20 protein-coding genes and 1 pseudogene are annotated in these 26,375 nt (G+C 42.0%); 15 read left to right on the forward strand and 6 right to left on the reverse strand.

Annotated elements, in window-relative coordinates:
* The first annotated feature begins 140 nt into the window (after positions 1–140).
* Together NSQ50_RS03555 and NSQ50_RS03560 are read left to right on the forward strand one after the other, a co-directional pair.
* Complete coding sequence (locus tag NSQ50_RS03555) at positions 141–1,262, forward strand: NAD(P)/FAD-dependent oxidoreductase (protein ID WP_036684819.1); 1,122 nt, start codon at positions 141–143, stop codon at positions 1,260–1,262.
* A gap of 158 nt (positions 1,263–1,420) precedes the next feature.
* Positions 1,421–2,587: a DUF4317 domain-containing protein gene (locus tag NSQ50_RS03560; RefSeq protein ID WP_036684821.1), complete on the forward strand. Its 1,167-nt coding sequence runs from the start codon at positions 1,421–1,423 to the stop codon at positions 2,585–2,587.
* 73 nt (positions 2,588–2,660) lie between these two features.
* On the opposite strand, the gene NSQ50_RS03565 is transcribed toward NSQ50_RS03560, so the two are convergent.
* Entirely contained in the window at positions 2,661–3,194 is a 534-nt protein-coding gene (locus NSQ50_RS03565; RefSeq protein ID WP_036684823.1) for an NAD(P)H-dependent oxidoreductase, read from the reverse strand.
* 185 nt (positions 3,195–3,379) lie between these two features.
* On the opposite strand from NSQ50_RS03565, the pseudogene NSQ50_RS03570 reads away from it, so the two are divergent.
* The 5 genes and pseudogenes from NSQ50_RS03570 to NSQ50_RS03590 form a co-directional block, all read left to right on the forward strand.
* Positions 3,380–3,628 (forward strand): annotated as a pseudogene (locus NSQ50_RS03570) (winged helix-turn-helix transcriptional regulator); the annotation flags it as partial.
* Positions 3,610–4,179, forward strand: a complete 570-nt coding sequence (locus tag NSQ50_RS03575) for an SF0329 family protein (RefSeq protein WP_036684825.1) — start codon at positions 3,610–3,612, stop codon at positions 4,177–4,179. The pseudogene NSQ50_RS03570 and the gene NSQ50_RS03575, both read left to right, overlap by 19 nt.
* 22 nt (positions 4,180–4,201) lie before the next feature.
* A complete protein-coding gene (locus NSQ50_RS03580) occupies positions 4,202–4,408 on the forward strand; it encodes a hypothetical protein (RefSeq protein ID WP_036684827.1) in 207 nt (68 codons plus the stop codon).
* A 325-nt stretch (positions 4,409–4,733) separates the two neighbouring features.
* Positions 4,734–5,897, forward strand: a complete 1,164-nt coding sequence (locus NSQ50_RS03585; RefSeq protein ID WP_051491357.1) for an Abi family protein — start codon at positions 4,734–4,736, stop codon at positions 5,895–5,897.
* A gap of 662 nt (positions 5,898–6,559) precedes the next feature.
* Positions 6,560–7,318, forward strand: a complete 759-nt coding sequence (locus NSQ50_RS03590) for a hypothetical protein (RefSeq protein ID WP_051491358.1) — start codon at positions 6,560–6,562, stop codon at positions 7,316–7,318.
* A 22-nt stretch (positions 7,319–7,340) separates the two neighbouring features.
* Here the strand turns inward: NSQ50_RS03590 and NSQ50_RS03595 are convergent, their stop codons facing one another.
* Positions 7,341–8,282, reverse strand: a complete 942-nt coding sequence (locus tag NSQ50_RS03595; RefSeq protein ID WP_036684829.1) for an AraC family transcriptional regulator — start codon at positions 8,280–8,282, stop codon at positions 7,341–7,343.
* A gap of 424 nt (positions 8,283–8,706) precedes the next feature.
* On the opposite strand from NSQ50_RS03595, the gene NSQ50_RS03600 reads away from it, so the two are divergent.
* Positions 8,707–9,726 (forward strand): glycoside hydrolase family 88/105 protein, encoded by a 1,020-nt coding sequence (locus NSQ50_RS03600; RefSeq protein WP_036684830.1) that lies wholly within the window; start codon positions 8,707–8,709, stop codon positions 9,724–9,726.
* A gap of 12 nt (positions 9,727–9,738) precedes the next feature.
* A complete protein-coding gene (gene gnpA, locus NSQ50_RS03605; protein ID WP_036684832.1) occupies positions 9,739–11,901 on the forward strand; it encodes a 1,3-beta-galactosyl-N-acetylhexosamine phosphorylase in 2,163 nt (720 codons plus the stop codon).
* Between the two features lie 83 nt (positions 11,902–11,984).
* Here the strand turns inward: gnpA and NSQ50_RS03610 are convergent, their stop codons facing one another.
* The gene (locus NSQ50_RS03610) at positions 11,985–13,508 is read right to left on the reverse strand and encodes a flavocytochrome c (protein ID WP_036684833.1); all 1,524 of its coding nucleotides are present in this window, start codon (positions 13,506–13,508) and stop codon (positions 11,985–11,987) included.
* Between the two features lie 484 nt (positions 13,509–13,992).
* Between NSQ50_RS03610 and NSQ50_RS03615 the strand changes: the two genes are divergently transcribed.
* Together NSQ50_RS03615 and NSQ50_RS03620 are read left to right on the forward strand one after the other, a co-directional pair.
* The gene (locus tag NSQ50_RS03615; protein ID WP_036684835.1) at positions 13,993–14,880 is read left to right on the forward strand and encodes a spermine/spermidine synthase domain-containing protein; all 888 of its coding nucleotides are present in this window, start codon (positions 13,993–13,995) and stop codon (positions 14,878–14,880) included.
* Positions 14,881–14,931: 51 nt separating this feature from the next.
* Positions 14,932–15,801 carry an aminoglycoside phosphotransferase family protein gene (locus NSQ50_RS03620; RefSeq protein ID WP_036684837.1) on the forward strand — a complete coding sequence of 290 codons (870 nt, stop codon included), beginning with the start codon at positions 14,932–14,934 and terminating at the stop codon, positions 15,799–15,801.
* A gap of 226 nt (positions 15,802–16,027) precedes the next feature.
* On the opposite strand, the gene NSQ50_RS31550 is transcribed toward NSQ50_RS03620, so the two are convergent.
* On the reverse strand, positions 16,028–16,108 hold the full coding sequence (locus tag NSQ50_RS31550; protein ID WP_367946913.1) for a putative holin-like toxin: 81 nt from the start codon (positions 16,106–16,108) through the stop codon (positions 16,028–16,030).
* Between the two features lie 365 nt (positions 16,109–16,473).
* Here NSQ50_RS31550 and NSQ50_RS03625 point away from each other — a divergent pair, with 365 nt between their 5' ends.
* The 4 genes from NSQ50_RS03625 (at position 16,474) to NSQ50_RS03640 (ending at position 22,698) form a co-directional block, all read left to right on the forward strand.
* Positions 16,474–18,030: a glycosyltransferase family 39 protein gene (locus NSQ50_RS03625; RefSeq protein ID WP_036684838.1), complete on the forward strand. Its 1,557-nt coding sequence runs from the start codon at positions 16,474–16,476 to the stop codon at positions 18,028–18,030.
* A gap of 31 nt (positions 18,031–18,061) precedes the next feature.
* Positions 18,062–18,310 carry a hypothetical protein gene (locus tag NSQ50_RS03630; protein ID WP_036684840.1) on the forward strand — a complete coding sequence of 83 codons (249 nt, stop codon included), beginning with the start codon at positions 18,062–18,064 and terminating at the stop codon, positions 18,308–18,310.
* A gap of 96 nt (positions 18,311–18,406) precedes the next feature.
* Positions 18,407–19,159, forward strand: a complete 753-nt coding sequence (gene yaaA, locus NSQ50_RS03635) for a peroxide stress protein YaaA (protein ID WP_036684841.1) — start codon at positions 18,407–18,409, stop codon at positions 19,157–19,159.
* A 173-nt stretch (positions 19,160–19,332) separates the two neighbouring features.
* Entirely contained in the window at positions 19,333–22,698 is a 3,366-nt protein-coding gene (locus NSQ50_RS03640) for a hypothetical protein (protein WP_036684843.1), read from the forward strand.
* 81 nt (positions 22,699–22,779) lie between these two features.
* Here NSQ50_RS03640 and NSQ50_RS03645 read toward each other — a convergent pair whose 3' ends face one another.
* On the reverse strand, positions 22,780–24,555 hold the full coding sequence (locus tag NSQ50_RS03645; protein ID WP_036684845.1) for an ABC transporter ATP-binding protein: 1,776 nt from the start codon (positions 24,553–24,555) through the stop codon (positions 22,780–22,782).
* Entirely contained in the window at positions 24,542–26,317 is a 1,776-nt protein-coding gene (locus NSQ50_RS03650) for an ABC transporter ATP-binding protein (RefSeq protein WP_036684847.1), read from the reverse strand. Before NSQ50_RS03650 ends, NSQ50_RS03645 begins: the two co-directional genes overlap by 14 nt.
* Positions 26,318–26,375 lie beyond the last annotated feature (58 nt).

The raw sequence follows: 26,375 nt of genomic DNA on the forward strand, positions 1-26,375 counted from the left end.
TTTTATTTTAGTACTCCAATTAAAGTACTTTTAACTGAGTGAGATTTATAGTACGATAATTCATTAGAAATGTCAAATTTAAGATACAATGGGTAAGTAGTGAATGATTAAAAAAATGAATAACTGAAGGGACTTCGAATATGAACAAGGTTATTGTAATTGGTGCAGGCATATTAGGGGCTTCAGCAGCTTATCAGCTAAGTAAGTTAGGTGCTGAGGTCATCATTATAGATCGTAAGGATGTTGGACAAGCAACGGATGCAGCAGCAGGGATTATTTGTCCATGGTTGTCTCAACGCAGAAACAAAGCATGGTATCGTCTTGCTAAAGCGGGTGCAAGCTTTTATCCGGCACTTATTCAAGAGTTGGAAGAGGCTGGAGAAACCGAGACTGGATACGCAAAAGTAGGAGCGATATGTATTCATGAGGATTTGAAAAAGTTACTCGCGATGAAAGAAAGAGCGGAGCTGCGCAGAGAGGACGCCCCTGAAATAGGGGAACTTACGATGCTGACGGATCTTGAAGCGCAAGAGAAGTTTCCATTATTGTCGGAAGGTTATCATGCGCTGCATGTATCTGGTGCAGCAAGAGTGAACGGACGTGAATTACGTGATGCTTTGCTAAGAGCGGCACAGCGTAATGGTGCGCAAATGATTGAGGGCGATGCTATTTTAGAGCATGCTGATCATGAAATTAAAGGGGTTAGCGTAGGAGAACAGACATTCACAGCGGATGAAGTGATTGTGTGCGCAGGGGCTTGGTCTAACGCTTTGCTTCATCCGCTTGGGATCATGCTCCAGGTGCGTTATCAAAAAGCTCAAATTATGCATTTGAAGCTTGCTCAACAAGCGAGTACAGAGCAATGGCCTGTGGTAATGCCGCCTACAGATCAATATATCCTTGCGTTTGCGGATCAAAATATCGTGGTAGGTGCTACTCACGAAAATGATGTCGTAGGTTATGATACTGCTGTAACCGCAGGAGGAATGCAAGAAATATTAAATAAAGGTTTGCAAACGGCTTCCGGTCTTGCGGATTGTAGCCTAAATGAGATAAGAGTAGGGTTCCGTCCTTTTACTGCAGATTTTCTTCCCGTGTTAGGCAGGGTTCAAGGATGGAATAAACTAATTGTTGCTAATGGACTAGGGTCATCCGGATTAACGATGGGACCCTTTCTTGGTGAGCAGCTAGCCAAGCTGGCCATGAATCAACAGGTAGATATTCAGCTTGAAGACTATGCATTAGAGCATGCGATTAATTGATTAGAACGAGCACGAATGGAGGGGAAGTCCAAACATTCACCGGAGTCACGCACTTACCTTAATAGAAAAATCTTAACTTCAACTAATATAGCGAAGGTTTTTTTTATCCTTTATACTGAAAAGACCAATTAATCTTCCTAGGAGTTGTCTAACGAATCATGATAAAGAAAGAAGTCGCGCATATACGCAAGCAATTTAAGCTGGATCACGATTTAATGAGTATTTACGATATTCTCAACGTGTATATTATGAAGGAAAGCAACGAGATCTATCATTGGGAGCGCCAGCCATTTGGAATGGTGGACAGAGAGAAGCAGGAGCTGTATATGGGCAATTTCAAAAAACTCCTGACCGGTGAACTGGATCAGAAATTGTTCGAGTTAAAGTTTCAAGCGGAAGCGGAGGAGCCAGCGCAGGTGATGCTTCATCAAGCTTTGGTGACAGGGGATCCGGATGAATGGCAGGACCTGATGCTGCTGTTGGTGGACAGAATGATGGCGGATACTCATTATGAACGGGATACGGTGATCACTTTCGTTCGCGGACAGTATTTCCGCCCGACTAAAGATAGAAACGATGAAGCTGAGGAAAGTGAGAAAAATGAACTATTCGCGCATCCTTTTATTCTATGCAGCGTGAATTCCACGGAGAAACAACGGAAAGCTCTCTTGTTTGATTACGTGGAGCGGGAGTTCAAGTACAATGTCATTGTAGATCCGATCGTCAAGTTAAGTACACCGGAGCAAGGTTTCTTTTACCCAAGCGTGACGGACAATTATTCCGATGTGAACCGCATTCTGTATTGTACGGGGAAATCGAACTTCCCGGATCCGCATTTTGTCGGAGAGGTCTTGAATGCCGAAAGATCCAATACGGCTCTGGAAGAGAGAGCTATATTCGAAGACATCGTGAAGGAAGTGGCGGGCGAACAGCTTGATGCAACCACTCTCGCACAGGTGTACGAGGAGATCCATCAGGTCATCGAAACCAACGACGATAAGGAAGAACCTCCAATGCTCGATTATAGAGATCTGGAACGTGTACTGACGGTAAGTGGCGTAGAGAACGTGACAATGGAAAAAGTGGAACGGGCGTTTGAAACGATCGTTGACGATAAGCATTATGAGATGAAGGCGAGCAGCGTAATGCCGAAATTCACTACCAAATCGATAAAGATCGATACAAAGGTAGCTACGATTTCGGTCAGCCCACAGGATTTAAAATATGTGAAGCAAGTGAATTATCATGGGAGACGCTGCATTTTGATTGAGGTTGACGAAGATGCTGTGATCGAAGGCTTCACACTTACTACAGAGAATCTTTAGACCGCTTCAACAATGTTATGGGCTATCCTTAAAGTCTTTGAACAAGACTAAGGATAGCCCAATTTGTTTTGTGTCAAATACGGTGATTAAAGATATAGGTGATATATTCTTTTGCGCTAGTATTAATTTCTTCATCGCTGGCTTGGAATGAAGCTCCAAAAACAGCAAAGTACGGTAGGGCTTCTGCACCTACATGTTTGGCACTGGCTTTAAAGGGTGCGATCACTTCGTCTACGGTAAAAGATACAGAGCCCTCTGGCTGATAATTTTCTTTTTTATCACCGATGGACAGGGCCAGCCCTAGCTCTTTCCCGTTAAGCTTGTCACCGTTTGATCCATAAGCCCATCCGTAAGCCAACACATCGTCAAACCATTTTTTTAATAGCGGCGGATAACTGTACCAATACAACGGGAATTGAAAGATCACATGGTCATAAGCTTCCATTAGATTTTGCTCTCTAGGAACATTAATATTCCAGTCAGGGTACTCCATATAAATCTCATGAAGGGTAATATCGTTGGGATATAATAGCAGTTCTTCTTTCCAGCGCTGGTTGACCCTCGAATTCTCAAGGCCCGGATGCGCCAAAATCACTAGTGTTTTCATGATGAATCTCCATTCTCAGGCCTATATTATTTATGAATATTATTATTATCTTGCAGGTTGTAAAAAAAGAAAATACACACAATAAAGTAAGATGGTTACTTCGAGGTGTGTACTGGACTCCGAAAAAAATATATGCAACAATGAAGTTTTGAGTAAGCTTAATTTGATCATTTGAATTACAGCGTAATATTCAGGGCATCTCACAAAAGGTTCTGATCCAGCAGCTTCGTGAACTTGAGAGGGATGGGCTTGTCAAAAGATTCGTGTACCAGCAGATGCCGCCAAAAGTTGAATACAGCCTCACGGAATATGGCGTTACAGCCAATAAGATCGTGGATGTTATGTGTTCTTGGGGAAAAGAAAATATAAAAATAAGACAAAGACGAGGAGAAGAGATCGTCTTGTTGGAGGATACATGTCCTGGAGCAAATTAAAGCAACAACTGGAGAGTTTTCTCTGTCCTGCGTTATCCGGCAAGGTTGAATATCGTGCAAGCAGTTACCGTTATTTACCTGATAAATCAGGGAGCTGTTATATTTCGGTAGATAAAAAGAACGTACTCAATATGAATGATAGAACTAGCTCAATCAGATGGTATCAGACGGAGCAGGAGATTAAGAATGATTCAGAACTCCAAATTCCTGTCCACCCTGAAGACATCGAAGCGGTTAGAAAAGATAGTAAAGGGAACATCCCGGAGGATCGTCTAATAGTCATTGCAAGAAGCAGAAAGATATCAGAAGTTGCAAAGGAGCTTTTGTCAGCACAGACCTCATTAAGTAAATCGAATTTTATCGTTATAGCTAATAAGTTTTTATCTACTTCTATAGAAGAAAGCTTAGAGAGCGATGATATCCTATTGAATATTCTGGCTTTAGTGGACAGACGGGTTGGGAAAAAGCGGATTTTAAACATGAGCGAGAAGATCCAGTTAAAGCATCCGATTGTGCAATATTTTTATGAACTACGTCGTAGTACATTGTGAATACAGGAGAGGAACCCATAGGATGAAACTGAAACAAATAAATGACTCTATTTATTATTTAGAAAATGTGAGAGAAACAGACAGACCTGTTTTGGGATATGTTTTAGGTGACAGCTTTTCAATAATGATTGATTGTGGCAATTCAAAATCGCATTTAGATGCCTTTATAAAGTGTTTAGATGATAACAATCTGCCACGTCCCAAATATGCTTTGATCACGCACGTTTGATAAGATGCACATAGCGGGGATTATTATCATGGAGAAGGTAAAATTGATCCAATAAAAATGAAAGAATATATTGAGCTTTTATCGACTCTTTCATTTACTACGTATATCCCAGGGCACGACGCCCCTATGAGCAAGGAACAAATCATTCCCTTGTTAAATAGATTTTGTGAGGTAAAGTAAAGGGGAACCGTATCATTAGGGCGAAATTTTGTGAACTGTTAATTAAGCAGGTTTAGCAACAGGGAGTATTTTTAACTCATCGATAGAATTAGGTAATACATGATATAATTGTCATAATGTTATCTAATAGGTGGTGAATATACTTTTGAAAAGAGCATCAACAGAAGAGTTATTGAAGTTTAAACAATCTTTAAGTCCACTTAAAAGAATAGAGGCTAAAGATGAAGTTGCAGCTACGGTAGAAGATTTACTGATTTTGAGCAAAGAACCTGTTTTGAATTTGGTAGAAAAGACGAAATTAAAAGAGAAGTTATCAGTAGAAGAGCAAATCGAGTATTTAAAATTTAAAGGCATTACTTTCAATTCCTATAATGAGTCATTAGCTAAAGAAATATTAACGGATCGAACTTACTATTATAAAGTTACTGCTTTCAGAAAGAATTTTAATAAAGATAGAGATAACAAATACACAAATGTTGATTTTTCAATTTTAAATGATTTAGCTACAATAGATATGCATTTTAGGTATTTATTTTTAAAGTTGTCTTTAGATATCGAACATAATATAAAATCTTTAATTATTCGCTTGATAACTGAGAGTGATGAAGATGGTTTTGAAATTATTGATGAGTATAAATTATTTGAGTTAGAAAGTTATAGACGAAAACTTATAACAAAAGAACTAACGCTTGAAGTAATCGAAAATAAAATGAAAAAATATGAAACTATAGATAAAAAGTTATTGGAGGCATTTAAGTCTCAAAGAGATTATAGCTATGATTTGATTGTTAAAAGGAAAAACAAACCTTCCATATGGGTACTCATTGAATTAATGTCTTATGGTCAATTATGTTTCTTTATTAATTTTTATGTTCAAAAAAAGAAATATAAATATAAAGAATTAAAACTGGCGAATAGCCTATTATTTGATTCGAAAAATATTAGAGATTCCTCTGCACATAGTAGACCTATTATTTTTAATATTGTAGGGCCTAATCAATTTTTAATATCTAATGAAAAGCATATAAAATTGCAAGTTCGAAATTATATAACTCAAAATTGTAATATGAGTGATTCAAGTACTAATATTCTACTTAGAAATCTTAAAACACATGATATTACTGCCCTACTGTATTTACATGATTATTATGTTAAAGGAAGAATTTCAAGAGTTGAACGTAAAAAAGAATTAGTAAGTCTCATTAAAAGATGTAGATTGAAGAAATCCTTTTATGAAGAACATTCTGAGTTTGGAGAGATAATGTACATTTTATTCAAACTGGTCAGAAATTATAAAGTGAAACCTTAAGATGTTATTGACTTGACTATTTTACAGTGGTAAAATTCAGTTTAGATGAAAGACCCTTCCGCAAGGTCGTCTGGAAAATAGGGTAACAGCTATTTCTAGATTAAAGGAATCAAAATCCTTGAAACAATTATTACTTGTGTAATTGTTTCAGGGATTTTTTAGTATCTAAATTATTTATAGAACTTAGCTTATCACTATCACGGAGAACCTTATCATAAGTAAGTGAGGTTTTGATTTGAAGGTAAAGAAGCTTACTCAAAATAATTAAATCTTGGGTAGGCTTTCTTTTGAGCTATCAGTAATTCAACTTAGTCCTACTGTGCTTGTAAAGTCTGAGCTCGCCATGTGGACATACTTGCTGAAGTAAGGGACTATCTTGGTACCTTTTAAACTTCGCCCTCGGATGATATGGGGAGCCTTATCACATAACAGCTTATTTTATTAGGCGACTTGTTAGGTATGAATTCGGTAGTGTACCGGACGCATGCCTTTTTGTTGTGCCTGATGGGGCAGTTCATAGGGGTTGGCTTATTTGCGTTTATTGGGAAGCAGCGTTACGATTAATCATAAGCAGCCTTGCTTCAAACCCCTCCTGAGCTATTAGAAATCTTAGACGAATTATACATCGATGGCTGGGGACATGTACAGAAAGGGAAACAGAAATGGATAAGAAAATAAGCGTAGAGAATCTAAAACTGACACCACAAAATGATACTTATTATATTGCTTGGAGTATCGGAGTCGATAAGAAGTATAAAAAGCATATGAAAAAAGAAATAAAGAGCCAACTCACAGACGTTCTAGGATCCATGACTCAAAATAATGCTGTGGAGGATATTTCAGTTTACAGTCATAACAAAACAGCCGAAAAACATGGAGAATTCATTATATGGGATTATCTTATCCTAATGCAGATCAAGGAAAAAGAAGATGCCGAAATCATTTTACCTACCTTGAAAAATGTGAATATACCTTTCGTGCTTGAAACAATCCGTATGGAGTTACTTGTAACTACACCAAACAGTACGTACCCTACACCAGGGGAAGGCGCGCGAAAACGGCATGTAAAGCCATTTTATGCAATTGAATATGTCGATGTTCAGCCTAATCATTTAGATGAATTCCGGGACATAATGATTAACAATAACGGACCGGCAATGAAGTACATAATGGAGGAAGCGAGATGGTGTCATAATTTTTATGCATTAGAAACGCTGACTGTCTTCTATCATAATTCAAGTTATCCTACTTGGAATCAGATTCATGTCATAGGTTTGTATTTGGAATCAATTTTTCTATATAAAAAAGATTTCTCAAAAGGGCTGGCACTGACCCACAGCATTTCATTTGAAGAAAACTTTGCGCAGTTAAAGAAGATAAGAACCATGTTATATAAAACGATCGGGAGAAAGATGATCTAGAATAGACCAATGGATAAATGGATCAAACCCACCCCGTAAACTCCAAAATAGACGCTTTAGCGGATTGTGCTTCGGATTGTGCGCCTTTACGCCATTGTTTAGGTGACTCACCCATAAGCTTGGAGAAACATCGGTTGAAGCTGGATATGGACTGAAAACCGACTTGCTCAGAGATGGAGAGAATGGAATCGTCCGTACTTTTTAACTGCTTGCAGGCCTCTTCAATACGGGTACTGTTTAGGAAGTCGAGAGGTGCGGACCCCATAATCTCATGGAATTTCCTGCGGAAATGAGTGGTACTTAGGTGGCACAGATCAGCTAAAAAATCGATGGTAATCGGCATCATGTAGTTTTTAGTGATGTATTCCAGAACGGGTGAGATGACAAAATCGCCCTTCAGGCTATGCTCTGTGTCTTGATTAATCAAGGGTTCATTCCGGGAATGAATTCTAAGAAGCTCTATATAAAGCGATAACAATAAGCCGTAGGCACTTTCTTGATAGTAAGGATTTTTTTGCTTCAATTCCTCTAAGACCGATGTCGCAAGGGTATAAACCTTGGGATGTTCCTCTTTGTTCAAAATACAGTTTGTTCCCTTAATTGCCCACAGATTCGGCTCAAAGTTGCTGTAAGCGCTCTTGAAGGATTGCTGAAAAAGATCCTCAGGCGAAAAAAAGATATAAGACCACAGACTGGCTTCATTCGGCGAACTATAAGTTGTATGAGGGAGATACCTAGGGATGAAGGTCACATCTCCGGCTTTAAAAGGCACAGATTCTCCTTTGATCTCCATGATGCCGCTATCCGAATGGCAAATGCCAATCTCCAAATGATTATGGAAATGCAGATGTTCACTTTTAATATCAGAAATCTTCCAACGTTCACCGCTTAACAGCAGGATAGGAAAGTTTATCGGTAAGCTGTAGTGGCGGTATTCAATGATGGGCTTCTTTTTTCTGGGCATATTCTCAATACTCCCATTCTTATTACGTAGGTTGAGTAGATTATAGGTTAACGTTATATCAAATTCAACTATATAAAGAGAACTTGATATTATACAATTTGGGAAAAAAGTGGCGGAGGAGAAGTTTGGAACTGTAGGAGCGTTAGCGTCCGCCTTTGTCAGCAGATTTCCACCGCGAAGAGCGGTATAAAATCAAGAAATCTGCAGACAACAGCGGCCGGAAGTCCAAACATTCTCTGTAGTCACGGCCAATCCCGAAATATAAGAACTACTAGTTAATGGTTGAAATTGCACAGTTTAGTTATGAATATGCTTAGAATCAGACCATTTTACTACTTACAATAGAGTTAGTAAAGCGTTTACAATATGGACGGACAGCTCTCAAGCGCCTTTGGGGGCGTGTGCGAAAGAGAGGAGAAACAAGATGCTTCAATTAAATTATGACAGAGAAGAGATTTTAAGGGTCATCGATAAAGTGGTCAGAAAAACAATGGCGATGGATCTAACATGGGACTGGCCTTGTGGTGTGGCTTATTATGGGGTAACCAGAGCTTATGAAACTACAGGAAATAAAGAGTATTTGGATATGCTTGTCCAGTGGGCAGATGAATATATCGAGCTGGGTCTGCCGGATTGGACAGTTAACACCTGTGCTATGGGCCATATGCTGATCACCTTGTATGAAGAAACAGGTAACCAGAAGTATTGGGATATTGTGATGAGCAAGGTGGATTATCTGCAGAACAATGCGCTTAGATTCGGAGATCATGTGTTGCAGCATACCGTCTCTATTTCTAATGATTTTCCAGAACAGGCATGGGCGGATACCTTGTTTATGGCGGCATTTTTTCTGCTTCGTGTAGGAAGCAAATTAAAGGATCAGGAAATGATCCAAGATGCCTTGAATCAATATTATTGGCATATCAAATACCTGCAAGATCCTAGCAGCGGGTTTTGGTACCACGGCTACAATAATGTGAAGCAGGATCACATGTCTGGACTATTCTGGGGCAGAGCGAATGCTTGGGGCGCATACACTATGTCGCAAGTTAAAAAGCTTTTGAAAGAATGGTATCTGTATCCGCAGTGTATGGACGTGGAGTGTTCGCTGCGCGATCAGCTGGCCGCACTCAAGCTGGTGCAAACGGAGAACGGCCTGTGGCGGACTGTACTAGATGACGAGGAGTCTTATGAAGAAGTATCCGCGTCTTGCGGCATTGCGGCTGCTATGATCAATAACGGCAATCCGCTGCATACCAAATATGTGCAAAAGGCCCTGAAAGGTATTTTGAACAATATCAGTGAAGATGGACGGGTACTAGGTGTTTCTGGCGGAACAGCGGTTATGAAGGATCGGGAAGGATACCGCAATATTCCAAAAGACTGGAATCAAGGCTGGGGGCAAGGCTTAGCATTAGCTTTTCTATCCGATATGCTTAAATAGGAGGGATCCAAGTTGTCCAAAAAAACAACGGGGGCCTTTACACTGCCGGGAGAATCCGGTTATGAGGCATTGACCCTGGAATTAGCTGAACGTTGGGGTGCCGATGTCATCCGTGACAGTGACGGCACACAGTTGTCCGATGAGATTATCAACGCAGGATACGGCATTTATTCTACAATCTGCATCATCAGAGATCATAACGAATGGGCGTCCCAGAATTCAGACAAGCTGCAGCAGAGCTTTTTAATAACAAATCCTAAGGTAGCGGTACAAGATTATTTATCCATCTATCTGATGGAGGATTTTTTTGCTGAACAATTCCGAGTGAATGATTCCAAAGAGGCGTTTAAGTACTGGCAGGTTTTTGACCGAACGACGGGCGAAGAGGTTCCAAGAGAACTGTGGAATTATGAGCGGGAATCGGGAAATGTAGTCATTACTGGAATTGCACCTTGGCATAAATACACAGTCAGCTTCATGGTCTATCGGATTTGGGAAGAGATCTCCATGTACAATCACACCACGAATCACTGGGAAAAAGAGCATCTGATGCAGATTGATCCCATCTATGTAGAAACGCAAAAATATTTACTCCATTGGATAGAAGATTGGTGTCATAAGCATAAGGAAACAACAGTGGTTCGATTTACCTCCCTCTTTTATAATTTCGCCTGGATCTGGGGCAGTGATGAGCGCAATCGCCATTTGTTCTCGGACTGGGGTTCATATGATTTTACGGTAAGCTCAAGAGCGCTTGATCTGTTTGCCAAAAAATATGGGTATTCGCTCACGGCCGAGGATTTTGTGAATGGTGGGAAATATCGGGTCAGTCATATCCCGGCGCAGCAACGGAAGCTGGACTATATGGCATTTATCAATGATTTTGTCATCGAATTTGGTAAGCAATTAATTGATATTGTGCATAAGCACGATAAGCTGGCGTATGTCTTCTATGATGATAGTTGGGTTGGCATGGAGCCTTACAATGACCGTTTTGAAGAATTTGGTTTTGACGGGATGATTAAATGTGTGTTCTCAGGATATGAGGCAAGGCTTTGTTCTGGTGTAAAAGTAGATACCCATGAGATTCGGCTGCATCCCTATTTATTTCCGGTTGGATTGGGAGGGCTTCCTACGTTTATGGAGGGAGGTAACCCTACGCTCGATGCCAAAAAGTATTGGATTAATATCCGGCGCGCCTTGCTCAGAGAGCCTATAGATCGGATTGGACTGGGCGGATATTTGCATCTTGTAGAGCCTTATCCGGATTTTTGTGATTATATCGAAAAGATCGCGGATGAATTCAGAGAAATTAAAGAGCTGCATCATAAAGGCAAACCGTATCACATTAAGACGAAGGTAGCCATTTTACACGCTTGGGGTAAATTGAGATCGTGGACTTTGTCCGGGCATTTCCATGAAACGTATATCCATGATCTGATTCATATCAATGAGGCTTTGTCCGGATTGCCGATTGAAGTCCAGTTCATTGATTTTGAAGATATCCGTAAGGGAGTATTACAAGAGTGTGATGTAGTGATTAATGCCGGCTCGGCAGGTTCAGCATGGAGTGGCGGAGAATACTGGAGTGACCATAAGTGCGTGGACTTACTGACAGCGTGGGTTTATGAGGGCGGTACTTTTATAGGTGTCAATCAGCCTTCGGCGCTTGAAGGTTATGACAGCTTTTTCAGAATGGCCCATGTGCTTGGTCTCGATGAGGATACAGGCTCCAAGGTAGCTCATGGAAGATGGACATTTGAGGCTAGAGATGAGCAAGGTTTAGTGCCTGAAGGAGCCAGTATAACACCTAAAAATAACATTTATCTTACGGATGGCTCGGCAGCGGTATTGTGTGAAAAGAGTGGGATGATAACATTGTCTGCCCATACCTTTGGTAAAGGAAAGGGGATCTACCTGCCTTCTTTCACCTTAAGCTTTGAAAATACAAGATTGCTGTTAAATGTGATTCGTTATGCCGGGAATGAGTTAAAGGACACAAAGTATATTACGGATAATTTATATACAGAGTGTGCGTATTATCCAGAAAGTAAAATACTCGTCGTGATTAACAATAGCGACCAGCTTCAAAAAACTACGATTGATACAGAATATGGACAACAAACGTTGGAATTAGATCCGTTTGATACTATTATCCGGACTATTGGCGATTAATTACATTAAAAAAGCTCAAGCCAGCGGCTAACTTGCCGATGCTTGAGCTTTTTGCTGTGAGGCTTATAGTATCTATTATCTACTTATTTTGCTTTTATGAATTCAGCAGATTTGATCCCAGCTTGACGGCCGAAAATAATGATTTCTGCAACAGAGTTGCCGCCGATCCGGTTTTGTCCGTGTAAGCCGCCTGTAACTTCACCAGCCGCAAACAGACCAGGAATAGCTTCACCATCTTTATTTAGAACTTCTGTGTTCGTATTGATCTTCACGCCACCCATGGTGTAGTGAATCCCAGGAGCAATTTTAATAGCGTAGAAAGGACCAGTGGACAGGTCATTGTCCATTCCTGTAGTTCTGCCAAATTCGGCATCCTTTTTATTCTTAACGGCGCTGTTCCAAGTATCAAGCGTTGTTGCCAGCTTATCCTCTGGAACACCGATTTCTTTGGCCAAAGCTTCGATGGAATCCGCCTGAATCACGAAACCCATTTTGTCATATTGTTCAATAGCCTTCACACGGGATTTAACACCGGAATCAAAGACCAGCGTAGCTGCTTTTTCAGGCAGTGTATTAATGGAAGCCGTTACTTTATCACGGGTATCCAATTCGTTGGTGAAGCGTGTACCTTCACTGGAAACAAGGATAGCGCCTTCCCCACGAACAGCTTCGCCAATGAGGTAGGATTTTTCTTGCTGCACAGTCGGGTGAACTTGGATTTGATCCATATCGACGGTTGTGCCTCCGAGTTTCTCAATCATCTTGATGCCGTCTCCGGTACTGCCGATTTGGTTAGTAGTAACGTAGCCTTCCAAGTCAGGTCTTACTTCGGAGATCAAATCCATATTGGCACCGAACCCGCCAGTGGTTACAACGACAGCATCTGCCGTAATTGTTTTTTCCTCTGTTTGGTTAAAGAGGACTTTAACGCCATTAACCTTGCCGTCTTTTTCGGTAATTTCTTTGACATCAGCATTCACGAAAAGTGGAATTTCTTTCTCTTGTACGTTTTTCACTAAACCTTTGACAAGGTATTGACCCACAGCAGAGCCATCTTCAGGACGGTGTGTACGTTTTTCGTTCATGCCGCCTGTAATGGTGATATTGTTCAAGCGGATTCCGATGGAATCCAGCCAATCGATCGCACTCGCGGAATTATCAACGAAGAAACGAAGCATTTCTTTGTCGTTAGTGTCATGGCCACCTTTTAATGACTCTTCATAAAATAAATCATTGCTGTCTTCAATGTTTTGTTCTTTTTGGAATTTTGTTTCAGAAGCGTTCATTCCCGAAGAGGATTTGGTTGTGTTCCCGCCGGCAACCGGCATTTTTTCCAAAATAACAGGGTTCATGCCTTTCTCTTTGGCCTCAAGCGCCGCGGACATTCCCGCACCACCCGCACCGACAATGATGATATCATATTTATCTTTTAATTGATCGAATGGTGTGTAGCTTGCTTCAGATGCCCCGGAGACGGCTTCAACTTCTTTTTTCTCGTTGTTATTACTCTTGCTCTCGTTCACCTTGTCGTTTCCATTACCGCAACCTGCGGTAACGAGCATGACAGAGAGGACGAGACTCAGAGCACCAGCTGCTTTCTTTTTCATTGTTAACCCTCCACTTTTATATTTCTCTATTAAGATGTACCAAAAGAACCCGACAAAAAAGAAAGGAAGTATCAGAGGGAGTTGGAAGTGGAGAAGCGCGCGCGTCGCTGTTATTCTCCTAACTTCAAATCTTCTACGGTTACGTCCACAGTTTCCATCGTTATTCTCTTTAGTTCATCTTCTTATTAAGTATACCATCAATCATGACTATTAGTGAAAGTTTTCACAAATTATACAAGTCGTCTATTCTAACATAGGGTAACGAAATATTGAGCAGATTAGCTGAAAAATGGACCATAAACCTTGCAATTAGAAGATTTTGACGTAAGATTTTCTCACTGTAGAAGTGGTAACTGTCACGGATTAGTAAAGCGATTTTTGTTCTTCTGGATTTTTAAATGGTAAAATGGGAGTATTGCCTACTAGGCATACTGGAAAGACTAATAAGAGTCGTGGAAATAATTTCTAATAAACAGGTGAGGATATGGAATCTAATAGAGTAATAAAAGAAAAGGTAAAAGAAGATAACTATAAAGTGTTTGCTTTACTAAGTCATTATTTGAATAATACCCCCGACTTTATTAGCAAAGAAGAAATTGAAGAAATTGTTAACTTTGGAGTGTCTTATGAATACGCTTTTGGTTTAATGTTGGCTTCTGCCTTTGGGATGGATACGGTTGATAATGTTGATGATAAGGAATTGTTCAACCAATATTTTAGCAATATGCTTCATAAGCTTGATGCAAATGAATATTATGACAATCCATATTATAAAAATATCAAGATACCAACTATAAAGATTAATAATAGTGAATTAAAATATGAAAAATATAAACCTTTTGAAGGTTTTGTTTGCAATGATATCATCCGGACAGAAGAGGGAAGACAAATTCCTCAGGTTGGTTTTTTTCAAACTGAATTCATGTTCCCGGCCGTATTAGAGAATGATAGAATCTGGATGACGATCACGCCAAATGAAATAGAAACAATGAAAGAAGCTGTAGATAAAGCGTGTGGGAATGTTCTTACGTTTGGACTTGGGCTTGGCTATTATGCTTATATGGTTTCTGAAAAAGATAATGTTGAAAGCATAACGGTTGTTGAAAAAAATCAAGATGTCATTGATCTATTTAATAAATACGTACTGCCACAATTCAGTAATGCTCACAAGATCAGGCTTATCCAAGCAGATGCTTTCGAATATGCAGAACAACATATGTCTAAGGAAAAATATGATTTTGTATTTACGGATTTATGGCATGATGTTTCTGATGGAATGGACATGTATTTAAAAATGAAAAAGTTTGAAAAGAAAAGCCCGGATACTGTATTTATGTACTGGATAGAACAATCTATTTTATGTTATTTGTAGTTTTGGGTTGCGTAAATCTGTTGTAGCTGACTCCGAAAGGAAGAACCATTTTTGAAAACTCCTATATCTCTCATAAATTGGCTAGAGCACAACGAAATCATAAACGACTTATTAAATCAGGAAGACAGCTTAACTGCGCATACAATGGATCAAGGATTTGAAGCTGAGGTCATAAGGATTAATTCTGATCAAGAGAGCTATGTACTGAAAACATGGAATAAGGAATCCAGACCGGATGTCCAGTTTCAATATCGTTTATTGGATGTTCTATCCGAACGAGGAGTAGCCGTCTCTAAACCAGTGGGCTGGGGAATCAATTTGGATGGAGATAAGGTGTTGTTAACAAGTTTTGACGGAACCCCTATTCATAAAATGAATACCAGGAAAATGAAGGAACTCGCAAGCCTATTAGCAAAAATACATAAAATTCGCGTTGAAGAGATTGGAAATATACAACTGCCAAAATACAATTTCATCGGCTACTTTTTCCCTGAAGCCAAAGAACAATCTGATATTTCTAATGTGTTGACTATTCTTGTTGAGCAAACTCCAATGAAGCAAGACTGTATCATTCATGGGGATTTTCATATCGGAAATATAGTGGAGGATAAAGAGCGATATACCATAATTGATTGGACGAACGGCCAGTTGGGAGACTCTAGATATGATTTTGCCTGGTCACTTATTCTGCTGAAAATATATATCTCCGAGCGTTATGCTGATGTGTTCCGAACTGCTTATCTATTGGAAAATGATATGGATCAGGAAGAACTTGAGATCTTTGAAGCTTGGGCATGTCTACGGTGGATTTTGCTGAATAGAAGAGGTAGCACACCGAAAGGGCCTAATACAACGAAGAGAGTGAAAAGTTTAATCGCTGATAATCGGTTTTTAAAAAAGATGGATAGTAAATTCTTCTGATGTACGCAAGGATGGATGGATTTTCTGGGAGATTGGAAATGTAATGTAACACCGTACATTATTACGTTATTAAATTATTTGTGGTATATTAAAGGCAGAAAAGACGTAAAATGCAAAGAGAGCCGTGCTGTAACACGACTCCCAAGGCAATAGCCGCTTTTAAGGGCGGTAGGCTTCAGCAAATAGGACACGACAGATAGACCGCATGCCTTTGTGAGTGGGCGGTCTATTTGCGTTTATTGGACAGCAGCGCTACGATAAGCGAACCAAAGGTTAGCATAAGCATCATTGCTTCAAACACTGTCACAAGGCATCCCTCCCTTCGGTGAGAGGTAGCCGACCGACCCTTTAAGCCTATTCTATTTGCTCCACCAGTATAGCATAATCGTTTGAAAGAGAATTAAGACTCTTGTCATAATACTCCCTAGGATTGGAGTAGTTTTCCATTTTCTCTCTTTGTCTCCGCAACTTTCTCCATTTTGAAACTTCCGTATCACATTTGCGATTTTTTGATTCCCAATTGTAGGACGTACCCCTCTTTCTAAATCTCTTCCTTGCGAATTCCCAAACATCCGATTTTCATTGGATTTTCAGTTTGGGTGTTTATAATGCTTTTTATGAATCGGGGCAGCGGATTGTAAAGGGCTTTCGATTGCGCAAAGGAGGTTTTCCATGATAAGAGGAATTCAAAAAACATTGTATCTCATACTTGCATTCTTTATCGGTCTTTTTATCGCATCCTCCTTTTTTATTAGGGCGAAATATAATTATTTCGTATATGGGGATACGCCAATTTTGGAGAGACAACAGCTGGGTCTTTTTATTCTAGTGATCGCAGGGGTGCTGGCATTAAGCGTTATTTTGTATAAAATGTGCCTGAAGCTTAATAAGTACAGTTGGAAAATAGTCATTCCAGCCACACTGCTATTTTCTTTTGCAATCCAGATGGTGATTATCTTTCTGTTTCCACGCTTGCCGACGGATGATTCGCAGACAGTGCTTTCATTGGCACTCGACATGCTGTACAGGAATGATTATTCGTCGTTTGACACGAACGGCTATCTGCATATGTTTCCGTTTAATTTTTCGATCGTTTTATATTTAAAGACGTTGTTGTTGATCTTTCCGGATAATTATCTGGTAATCAAAATATTTAATATTCTGTTTACACTCTTAACCTCATTAATGATTTATATGCTGTATAAAGAGCTCAATTATAAGTCCAAGGATAAGGATTATGGCATCCTCGTGTTTGCCGCAACCTATATCCCTTCATTGTTTATGAGTAATTTTATCTATAACGATGTGATCGCTACCGCTTTTCTGACAAGTGCTTTATATTTTGCCATAAGATTTATCAAAAGAAGGTCCATTAAGGATATTTTCTTCGCAGCTCTCTTACTGGCAATAGGCAACTATTTCCGCAGTATCGGTGTTATTTTTCTGATTACCGTGGTGGCGGGTCTTTTATTTAACATACGTTCTATCGGAGTGAAAAAGGTTCTTAGCGCTTTGTTTATCACGGCCATATTGTTTAATGTTCCCGGCTGGACGCAAAATGCTGTGCTGCAGGCGACGAATGTTGTAGATGAACCGATGAACGAAAATTCCGCACCTGTCTACATGTGGCTGAATATGGGGATCAATCTGGAGACGTTTGGGTTCTGGGACAACCGGGAGAGCTACGCTATCTATCAGCAGGATGCAAATTATAATAAGGCAGAAAGTACGGAGTTATTTAAAGAAGAAATCCGTAATAAACTCTCCGAGGCGGGCCTAAGTGACTTAGTGAAGATGTATTATAAAAAAATCGTTTGGACCTGGACGGAAGGAACCTACCAGATGGAACGATATGGGCTCGGAAATGACGGATCATCCAGTAACGGGGGAAGAATGGGCTTTGTCATGGACCGTTATAGCTACACTAATGCTGCTACGGATTTGTTTAAGGCAGACTCCAATTATAGAAGTGGAATGTTGTGGCTGCTGTATGTTCTGAATTTTCTGATGTATGTGTTTATACTCGTTCGCTTAATCGGTGGAATAAGAGCCAAAAGATTTGAAGAGACCTCTTTGATTCTTGTGGTGCTGGGCTTTATCGGATTCTATCTTTTATGGGAGATCAAGTCCCGGTATATTTACCCGGTGTATCCGCTGCTGATCGTATTATCCTACATGGGTTTTAAGGACGTATACGATTATATGTTAAAAAGATATTTTCCACGTTAACTATGTTCGCTCGGAAAGAGGGGATTCAAAGATGCGGATCAAGCGATATTTCGCTTTGCTCATAGCAGTGCTAAGTTGTTCCATGGTGCTCGTCTCCTGCGATGCTATTACCGCACAGAAGATAACGAGTACTGACTCCGGGTCAAGAGCGAACGGGGGACAGGGCTTCACCGGCGGGCGGGGGAAAGATGGGGGCGGATCTCCCGGCATGAATGGTGGGACAAGGAGAAACGGCAACCCAGGTACAGATGGCGGTGGCGCACAAGGTGGGCGGCAGTGAACAAATTTCATGAACTTGCCCCAAGCCTACGAAGATTAAGTGTGATAGGATAAGGTTACATTTAAATTCCCCGCGGGGGTAAGAAAAGGGAGCACCATGAGAATCATTATATCGCCTGCCAAGAAGATGAAGATGGATACAGATTTCTTGGATTGCCGCCAGATGCCGCAATTCATAAGCGAGTCGCAGACTCTTCTGGCCTTATTACAAAAGTTGAATTATGAAGAAGCCAAATCGTTATGGAAATGCAATGATGCCATCGCCACGCTGAATGTGGAACGGATTCGGGATATGGATGTAACACGGAATCTTACACCGGCTATCTTTTCTTATGAGGGAATCCAGTACCAGTACATGGCACCCGGGGTACTTCAAATGGAGGAGCTGGAATATCTTCAGCAGCATTTACGGATATTGTCCGGATTCTATGGAATCGTCCGGCCATTTGACGGCGTTGTTCCGTACAGGCTGGAGATGCAGGCTAAGCTTAGCGGACCTGGTTTCAAGTCTATCTACGAGTTCTGGAACAGGAAGCTGGCAGATCAGCTATTTTCGGAGACTGACATCATTCTGAATCTGGCCTCTAAGGAATACAGCAAGTGCATCTCCCCTTATATTGGCGGGAACGTTCGCATGGTTAGTTGTATATTCGGGCAGGAGATCGGTGGTAAGGTAGTGGAGAGAGCGACCCTGGTCAAGATGGCCAGAGGTGAAATGGTACGCTTCATGGCTGAGCGGCAAATCAGCTGTGTGGAGGATATCAAAGGCTTCGACGGATTTGATTTCAGCTTTGCTGATGAGCTGTCGGATGAGAGTACGTATGTGTTTATTCAGAAAAAGAATGACTAGAGCAAGCAGTACATGAAGGTAATTCTGAAGGAGGTTGAATAACCGGCTTCAGGGTTACCTTTATTTTTTGGTCAACGAAACCAGATGCTGAATTCTAGTTTTTTAAAGGGGATAGATTAGGGTATAGAGAATAAAGTTCGGGTGGAATAAGAACAGGTTAACGAGGAGGACTTATGATTTTCAAAAGAGATCCATTGGATAAACAGAGCTTACTTAAAGAATTGGATTCGCTAGGCTATTCCGACAGAATCAAAAAAGTAGCAATCTTAGGCCGTGATCATCTCGGATCTGTCCAGTACTCCCAATTACTAGCCTCTTTGCTGGAGGATGGCGTTTATGAAGCGCGACTTGCCTTAATCGGCGCCATTGCAACACAAGATGCTGCTATTATTCTATCAGCACTGCGGCATCCCAAGGCAAGTATCAGAAATACGGCTGCGGGTCTTTTGGCAAGGGTGGCTTCGGATGCTGATATTGAACGTGAGCTCCCCCATTTATCCCATGATTGCCGCCGCAAGCTGCTGCACAGTATTTCACAGATTAACCGTCAGGAATTAGCGGAACGCTTATTGCCTGTAGTGTATGCCCGGTGGGGAGCAGAGGAAGCCGCGATTATATTGCAGGCCTGTTATTCGGCAACGGTAAGTAAATGGCTAGCTGATATCGGGTATGCCATAAAAGACTGGAAGAAATTATCCAGCCGGCATCTTGACGTAGTGGCGGAATACTTTGCAACAACACTGGAAAGCACACCACTCAGGGAAAAAGGCTATGTCTGGTGGAGATTCTCATCAGCTCTGGAGATCCTATGCAATCTGAAGGCAGATTTGGTGCTGGAGTGTGCGCTGAATCATGGACCCATGGACATCATACATCCTGCTTTAAAAGAACAGCTTGGCACGCTTGTACGCCAAAATCCTAATAAGGTATATCAGCTGTTAACACGAACGGAGTCGCGGAGCGATCTGATTTCTTATGGTGTTCCTGAAGCTGTTCTTAAAAGGAAAAAATATTTATCCATTGATCAATGGATTGAGATAGCGAAACTACTCGCAGATCACCCTATGCACATAGCAAAGCTGCTTAATAATATTGCACCCTCTAAGCGCAAGGTCATTTTCGATGCTGTGTATGAAGAAGATAAACGCAATGAACGCATTTTTCCGGAAAGATTACTGTATGTATTACCACATGCCTTGCGTGACAAGGAAGCCACCCGGATGCTTGCCCTTCGTGAAATCAATGATGACCGGGAGAGAACAATCAGATTTACAGCTTGCCGTTCTATTCTTCATTCAAGAGCGGGACTTGAACAAGCAGCAAAGGTATCCAGTGCAGACGAACGTGCCACGGCGCTTATGCAGCTGATCAGAAGTACCGTTCTGTCGAGACAGGGCATGAATGAAACTTTGGTGTACCTGGGCCGGATTAAAAATGATCAGGATCCTGTCCGGGGCGCTGTGTTTAAAGAGCTATCGGAAAGTCCTGCGTCTGTGTTCACGGATACCCATGTACAAGAGCTTACTTTGCTTGTTGATAGTGTTATAGAGGCCAGAGATACTTCATATGGTACAAAATTTTCCGTTCAACAACTGGCATTTGCTATTCTCCGGCATAACGCATTACTTCCTCACGGTGAGCTGTTTAAGTTTTCTTTAAAGACGATTCAGAAATTGGCCAAGCAGAATGGGCAGCTTTCCCTTCCATCATTGGAGAAGAATTTACCCCGGGGAGTAGAAGAGATTATCTTCGACGAAATTTATACATTAGCTGTACAGGCCAACAAAAGAGAAGACTACAATCTGGTGTTAAGTCTAGCTAGCTCATTCGGTAAAAGAGGTTACGGCATCATAAAACTTCAAAATCTGTTAAAGGAAGCAACGAGGGCAAAGGCAGATTCTACAGCCATACAAGCGGCCAGATACTGGCTTGCGCCTCATACAACGCGTGATGCCAGAGTTAAGGAATTATTAGCTATAGATAAATCGTATATTACGATCCATGAAGTGTTCCAGCATCTGCATCTGAAGCGACAGGAATGGCTCGATCCTTTTATTTCAGGGGCTGTCATTAAGGGCAAGTTCCTATCAGGCAAAACTATCTATCTTGTGCCGGCCGCGGATGGATTCCACAGATGGCTGCCACGTCAGCAACAAGCTTTAAGTGCCTTATTAGAAAAAGTTGCATACGATGCCAAACGTAATCTTTGGGAGCGTGCAAGCGTTATTAAGATCATGGCAAGCATGCCTGATCTCGGTTCGGATAGGTTACTGGGGCTTATGCAGGATAAGGAAGTAACTGTAGTAGAAGCTGCACTTCATGCCTTTTCACTTATGGAAGAACCGGAGAAGGCACTTCCCGTTCTGCTGGAGAATCTGGATGGGGACCGGGCCCGTGTAGCCATGTACTCGATACCCAGATGCATCCGCAGGGTGAATCCGGTGTTACTGGTTACCATGCTGAAAGAGCTGCTGAATCGGGATAAGCTGAAGATCACTGTCAGAAAAGAAGCCATCCGCTTACTGGGCGCTTATAGAAGCGATGACAGTCTTCCGCTATTGATGAACGAGTTCGAGAAACTCAATGCACACAAGGATGTAATCATAGCCATAGGGCATGCTGCGAAACAGCTTTTAGATGATGAACGCGCTTGGGATATTTTAAGTACAATGGCTTCTTCATCAGAAAGTGACATCGCAGGGAGTTTATTATCTCAACAGCCTAATGCTCTTCCGCTAGACTATAGACCACGTTATCTAGGATTAATCCTTGAAATTGCAAGGCACCAGGATGCGTATATTGGCAGATATGCTTTCATTTCTATGATGCGGTGGACAAATGGAAATGAAGGGATTGTTGCAGCTGCCACCGCTCAGTCTATTACGGATTTGGAAGACAGCACTAGATGGGAAACTGCTATGGACACGCTGGTAGAAACCTGTCGCGATGGTAAGATCAATGAGGTTGTAGTTGGTGTATGTCAGAGACTGGTTAGTGCAGCGATAAGTGATGAATGGAACGCTACTGCCAAAAGAGATTTGCCTCATCGGCAACGTCTACTGAAATTAGTCAACCAGCTGATAGCTTTGCCAAAAATCACCCGGATGCACCTTATCCCTTTGTATACGGATCTGATTGACTGTCTGGCATCTGATGAGACCTTACAGCAAGCTGTGATGAAATTGTATATAGCAGCAACAGACTGGAATAACGTGGAGGAATCCGCCAATTATCTGAATCGGATCGTTGCCACTATTTCAAATCAGCCCCAGCTATTAAGCGATGTTTATAAGCAGGTCGCGTATAATTTAGAAGAGAGCACGGGATACTGGAGTCCGGAAACTTTATTGGAAATTGTAGATGTTCTAGGGTTTGAGAGCCGTTACGAATCTCAGTATATTGGACTTTCGTTGCTTGAAGTTGCCGGAAGTGCTCTATTGTGGAGTCCAGAGCCTGCAGAGCGTCTGCGGTTGTACAGAAATCACACGAACCTTGCGGTTCGCTCACTTGCGCTAAATATTTGGACGGCGATAGATTAGTTTTTGATATTTTTTGAAAATAATAAAGCATCAAAAAGCTCAGGCTGCAAATCGGCCTGAGCTCTTTTGGTATTTCTTCAATTAAGCTTCCATCTTCTGTGCTGTGTAGAGGCGGTAATAAAGGCCCCGCTGTGCGATAAGCTCATCATGTGAGCCGCTTTCCGCGATGCCTTTGTTAGATACGTACATAATACGATCGCAGTTTTTTACGGTGGAGAGGCGATGCGCGATAATGAAAGAGGTGCGTCCCTTAAGCAGTTCATTCAGCCCTTTTTGCAATAAGCGCTCAGTCTTCGCATCAATGGAAGAAGTGGCTTCATCCAAGATGAGAATGCGCGGATCTGCCAAAAGTGTTCTTGCGAACGAAATGAGCTGCCGCTGTCCTTGAGACAGCTTGGAGCCACGTTCATTGACCTCTGTCATGTAGCCTTGATCGAATTCACGGATGAATTCGTCGGCGCAAACGGCCTTTGCAGCGGCGATTACTTCTTCTTCGGTCGCATCCAGTCGGCCGTACCGAATATTGTCCAGAATGGTACCGGAGAAGATGAAGCTATCCTGTAACATAATCCCCATCTGGCTGCGAAGAGATTTTAACGTCACCTGCGAGATATCCTGGCCGTCGATCAGAATCTGACCACTGGAAATGTTATAAAAGCGTGAGATCAGATTGACGACGGTTGTTTTGCCCGCACCTGTGGGTCCTACCAGCGCGATGCTTTCTCCCGCTTTGACCTTGAAGGAGATATTCTCCAGAATATTAAGCCCCGGGTCATAGGCGAAAGTTACATCGTCGAAGGTGACATGGCCCTGAACAGATGGCAGTGTTTTTGCATCCGGGATATCACTGACGGTAACCGGTTCATCCAGCGTTTCGAAGATACGCTCAAGATAGGCAACGGCGTTGATGAAGTTATTGTACAGGTTCGAAAGATTCAGAATCGGCTGCCAGAAGCGGGCAGCGTAGCTGCTCATCGCCAGAATGACACCGAGGGTCATGTCTTGAGGACTCAGTGTTAGTAGGCCTACAAGGAAAATCAATGATGTAACAATCGTAGACAAGTTGTCTACAGAGAACGGAATAAGTAAGTTGTAACGTTGAGCCTTCATCCATTCTTTACGGAAATTACCTGCGAGACGTGTGAAGATTCCTTCGTTACGTTGTTCCCGGGAGAACATTTGTGTCACACCAATACCGCTGATGCTCTCTTGCAGATAGGCGTTCAGGTTAGAGCTTTTGTTGGACACTGCTTGCCATGCCCGGCGTTGCCGGGTTTTGATCAGCAGCATGATGCCAAGGAAGACTGGCAGTCCGGCAAGGATGACAAATGAGAGTCGTACATCGACAGCGAACATGAAGGCTGCGATAAAGAGTAAATTCACGATTTCTAGAATAAAGTTGATAATCCCGTTGGACAGCACATCTGAAACGGCGTTGACGTAGTTTACGACCCGGATAAGGATCTTGCCCTGTGGGCGGTCGTCATAATATTTGAAAGGCAATTCTTGCAGATGCTTAAACAAATCCGTTCGGATGTCAAAAATAATATCCTGCCCAACACTCGTCATGATGCGCGAGCGTATCGTAGCCAGATAAACACTGACCACGATGGTCACAAGCATCAGTGCAGCCCAACCCAGCAGTGCAAGCTTCTCTTTTGCCGGAATGGTCACGTCGATGACATGTTGCATGATCAGCGGAGCCGACAGTGAAATGGCTGCTGAAAGTGCACTGAGCACGAACGCAACAATCATTGGCGTTTTCTTTCGTTTGATATATACCATCGCACGCCGGAAGTGTTTTATATTAAACGGCGATTCAAGATTTTCATCGACGTCAAATTTATTCCTTGCCACTTGCGGTCACCTGCCTTCCAATACCCTCGTTCTGCAGTTTAAACACTTCGTAATAGTAACCACGTTTCGCTAGCAGTTCAGCGTGAGTCCCTTCCTCAACTAGCTTCCCGCCATCCAGAATGAGAATACGGTCGGCTTGCGAGGTAGTAGATACACGCTGCGCAATAATAATTTTCGTACAAGGATAGTCCAGTTCACGTAGACTTTTTTGGATATGCTCCTCCGTCTCAAGGTCGACTGCAGAGGTCGTATCATCGAGAATCAGGATAGGACGGTGTACCGCCAAAGCACGCGCTAAGGCAATACGCTGCTTTTGCCCCCCCGACAGTCCGACTCCGCGTTCCCCGACAACGGTATCATAACCTTCAGGCATTTTGGTAATGAAGTCGTGTGCGGCTGCGAGCTCTGCATAACCCATTGCATCTTCTTCCGGAAGATCAGGATCGCCATAGGCGATGTTTCCATCAATGGTATCAGAGAACAAGAGTACATCTTGGGTCGCCATGCCGATATTTCCACGAAGTTCATCAAGCTCCAGCTGCCGAACATCAACACCGTCTACGAGTACGCGCCCTTCAGCTACATCGTAGAAGCGAGGGATGAGGTTGATGATTGTTGTTTTGCCTGATCCTGTCGCGCCCATGATTGCTACAGTTTCACCGGGTTCAACGGTAAAGCTAATATCGTCCAGTACGATAGCGCTATCATATTTGAAGCGGACATGATCGAATTCAATACGGCCTTCATAACGGCGTTTGTCAGTGACAGTATGCTCGTTAACAATATTTGGCCGGGCATAATAGATATCTACGATTTTGGACAAGCTCGCAAAAAAGCGCTGAATGTCGTTGATAATGATACCAATGTTGCGCATAGGGTTGGATATAGCCCAAATAAGCGAAGAGAAGGCCATAAATTCACCGAAGGTGATCCGGCCGTTCATAAGGAACAAACCACCAACCAACATAAGAATTACGTTGAAGCCCTGAGCGAAGGATTCCAGATAAGGAAAATAATCAAGCCATACAAGGGCGGCCTTTTTGTTCGCCGTAGAATAGTTGACATTCTTCTCTGTGAATTTTTCGACCTCGAATTCCTCGCGGGCAAAAGCCTTGACCACACGGTTGCCTGAGATATTCTCCTGTGTAGTCGTGTTAAGCTGGGACAGCCGTTCACGCAGGTCAATATACATAGGACGGACGCGTTTAGCAAATATGTAAGCCACGATAAAAATGGGCGGTGACAGGATAAGCATCCACAGCGTCAGTTCCGCATCTATGGTGAAAAAATAGATAACGGCGGCAAGGAAGATCGTTAGCGATTCAATGATCGTCTTAAAAATCCAGGCCATAGAGTGACGGACCATGTCCAGATCGCCTGTCATCTTGGTCATGAGATCGCCGGTACGATTATGATCGTAGTATTTTCTGTCCTGTCCCTGAATTTTGTTGTACAAATAAATGCGGACATTGTACATCATATTTTGCGAGGATATCTCGTACTGCATGGTCGTGAAATATGCGAGACCTGTGCGCAGTAGAGAAAATCCGATCATGCCCAGACAGAGCATAATCAATAATTGCCGTTCTTGTGTAAGATTCTGCAGGGCGTTGTCACCGGCTATAAACGTATCGACAATGCGCTGACTGATGTACGGATTCACGATTGTAAGACTTGAGCCCACCACCGAAAGGCAGAGTGCCAGAATGTATCGCGTCCGGTTTCCCTCTAGGTTCTGCCATAGCCATTTCAGTTCGAACATCTGATCACCTGTTTCTGATTGTTCTTGTTCTTTCACTCTTGCCTGAAAAGAGTAAATA

It is taken from the genome of Paenibacillus sp. FSL R10-2788 (assembly GCF_038003885.1).
GTDB lineage: Bacteria > Bacillota > Bacilli > Paenibacillales > Paenibacillaceae > Paenibacillus_AQ > Paenibacillus_AQ odorifer.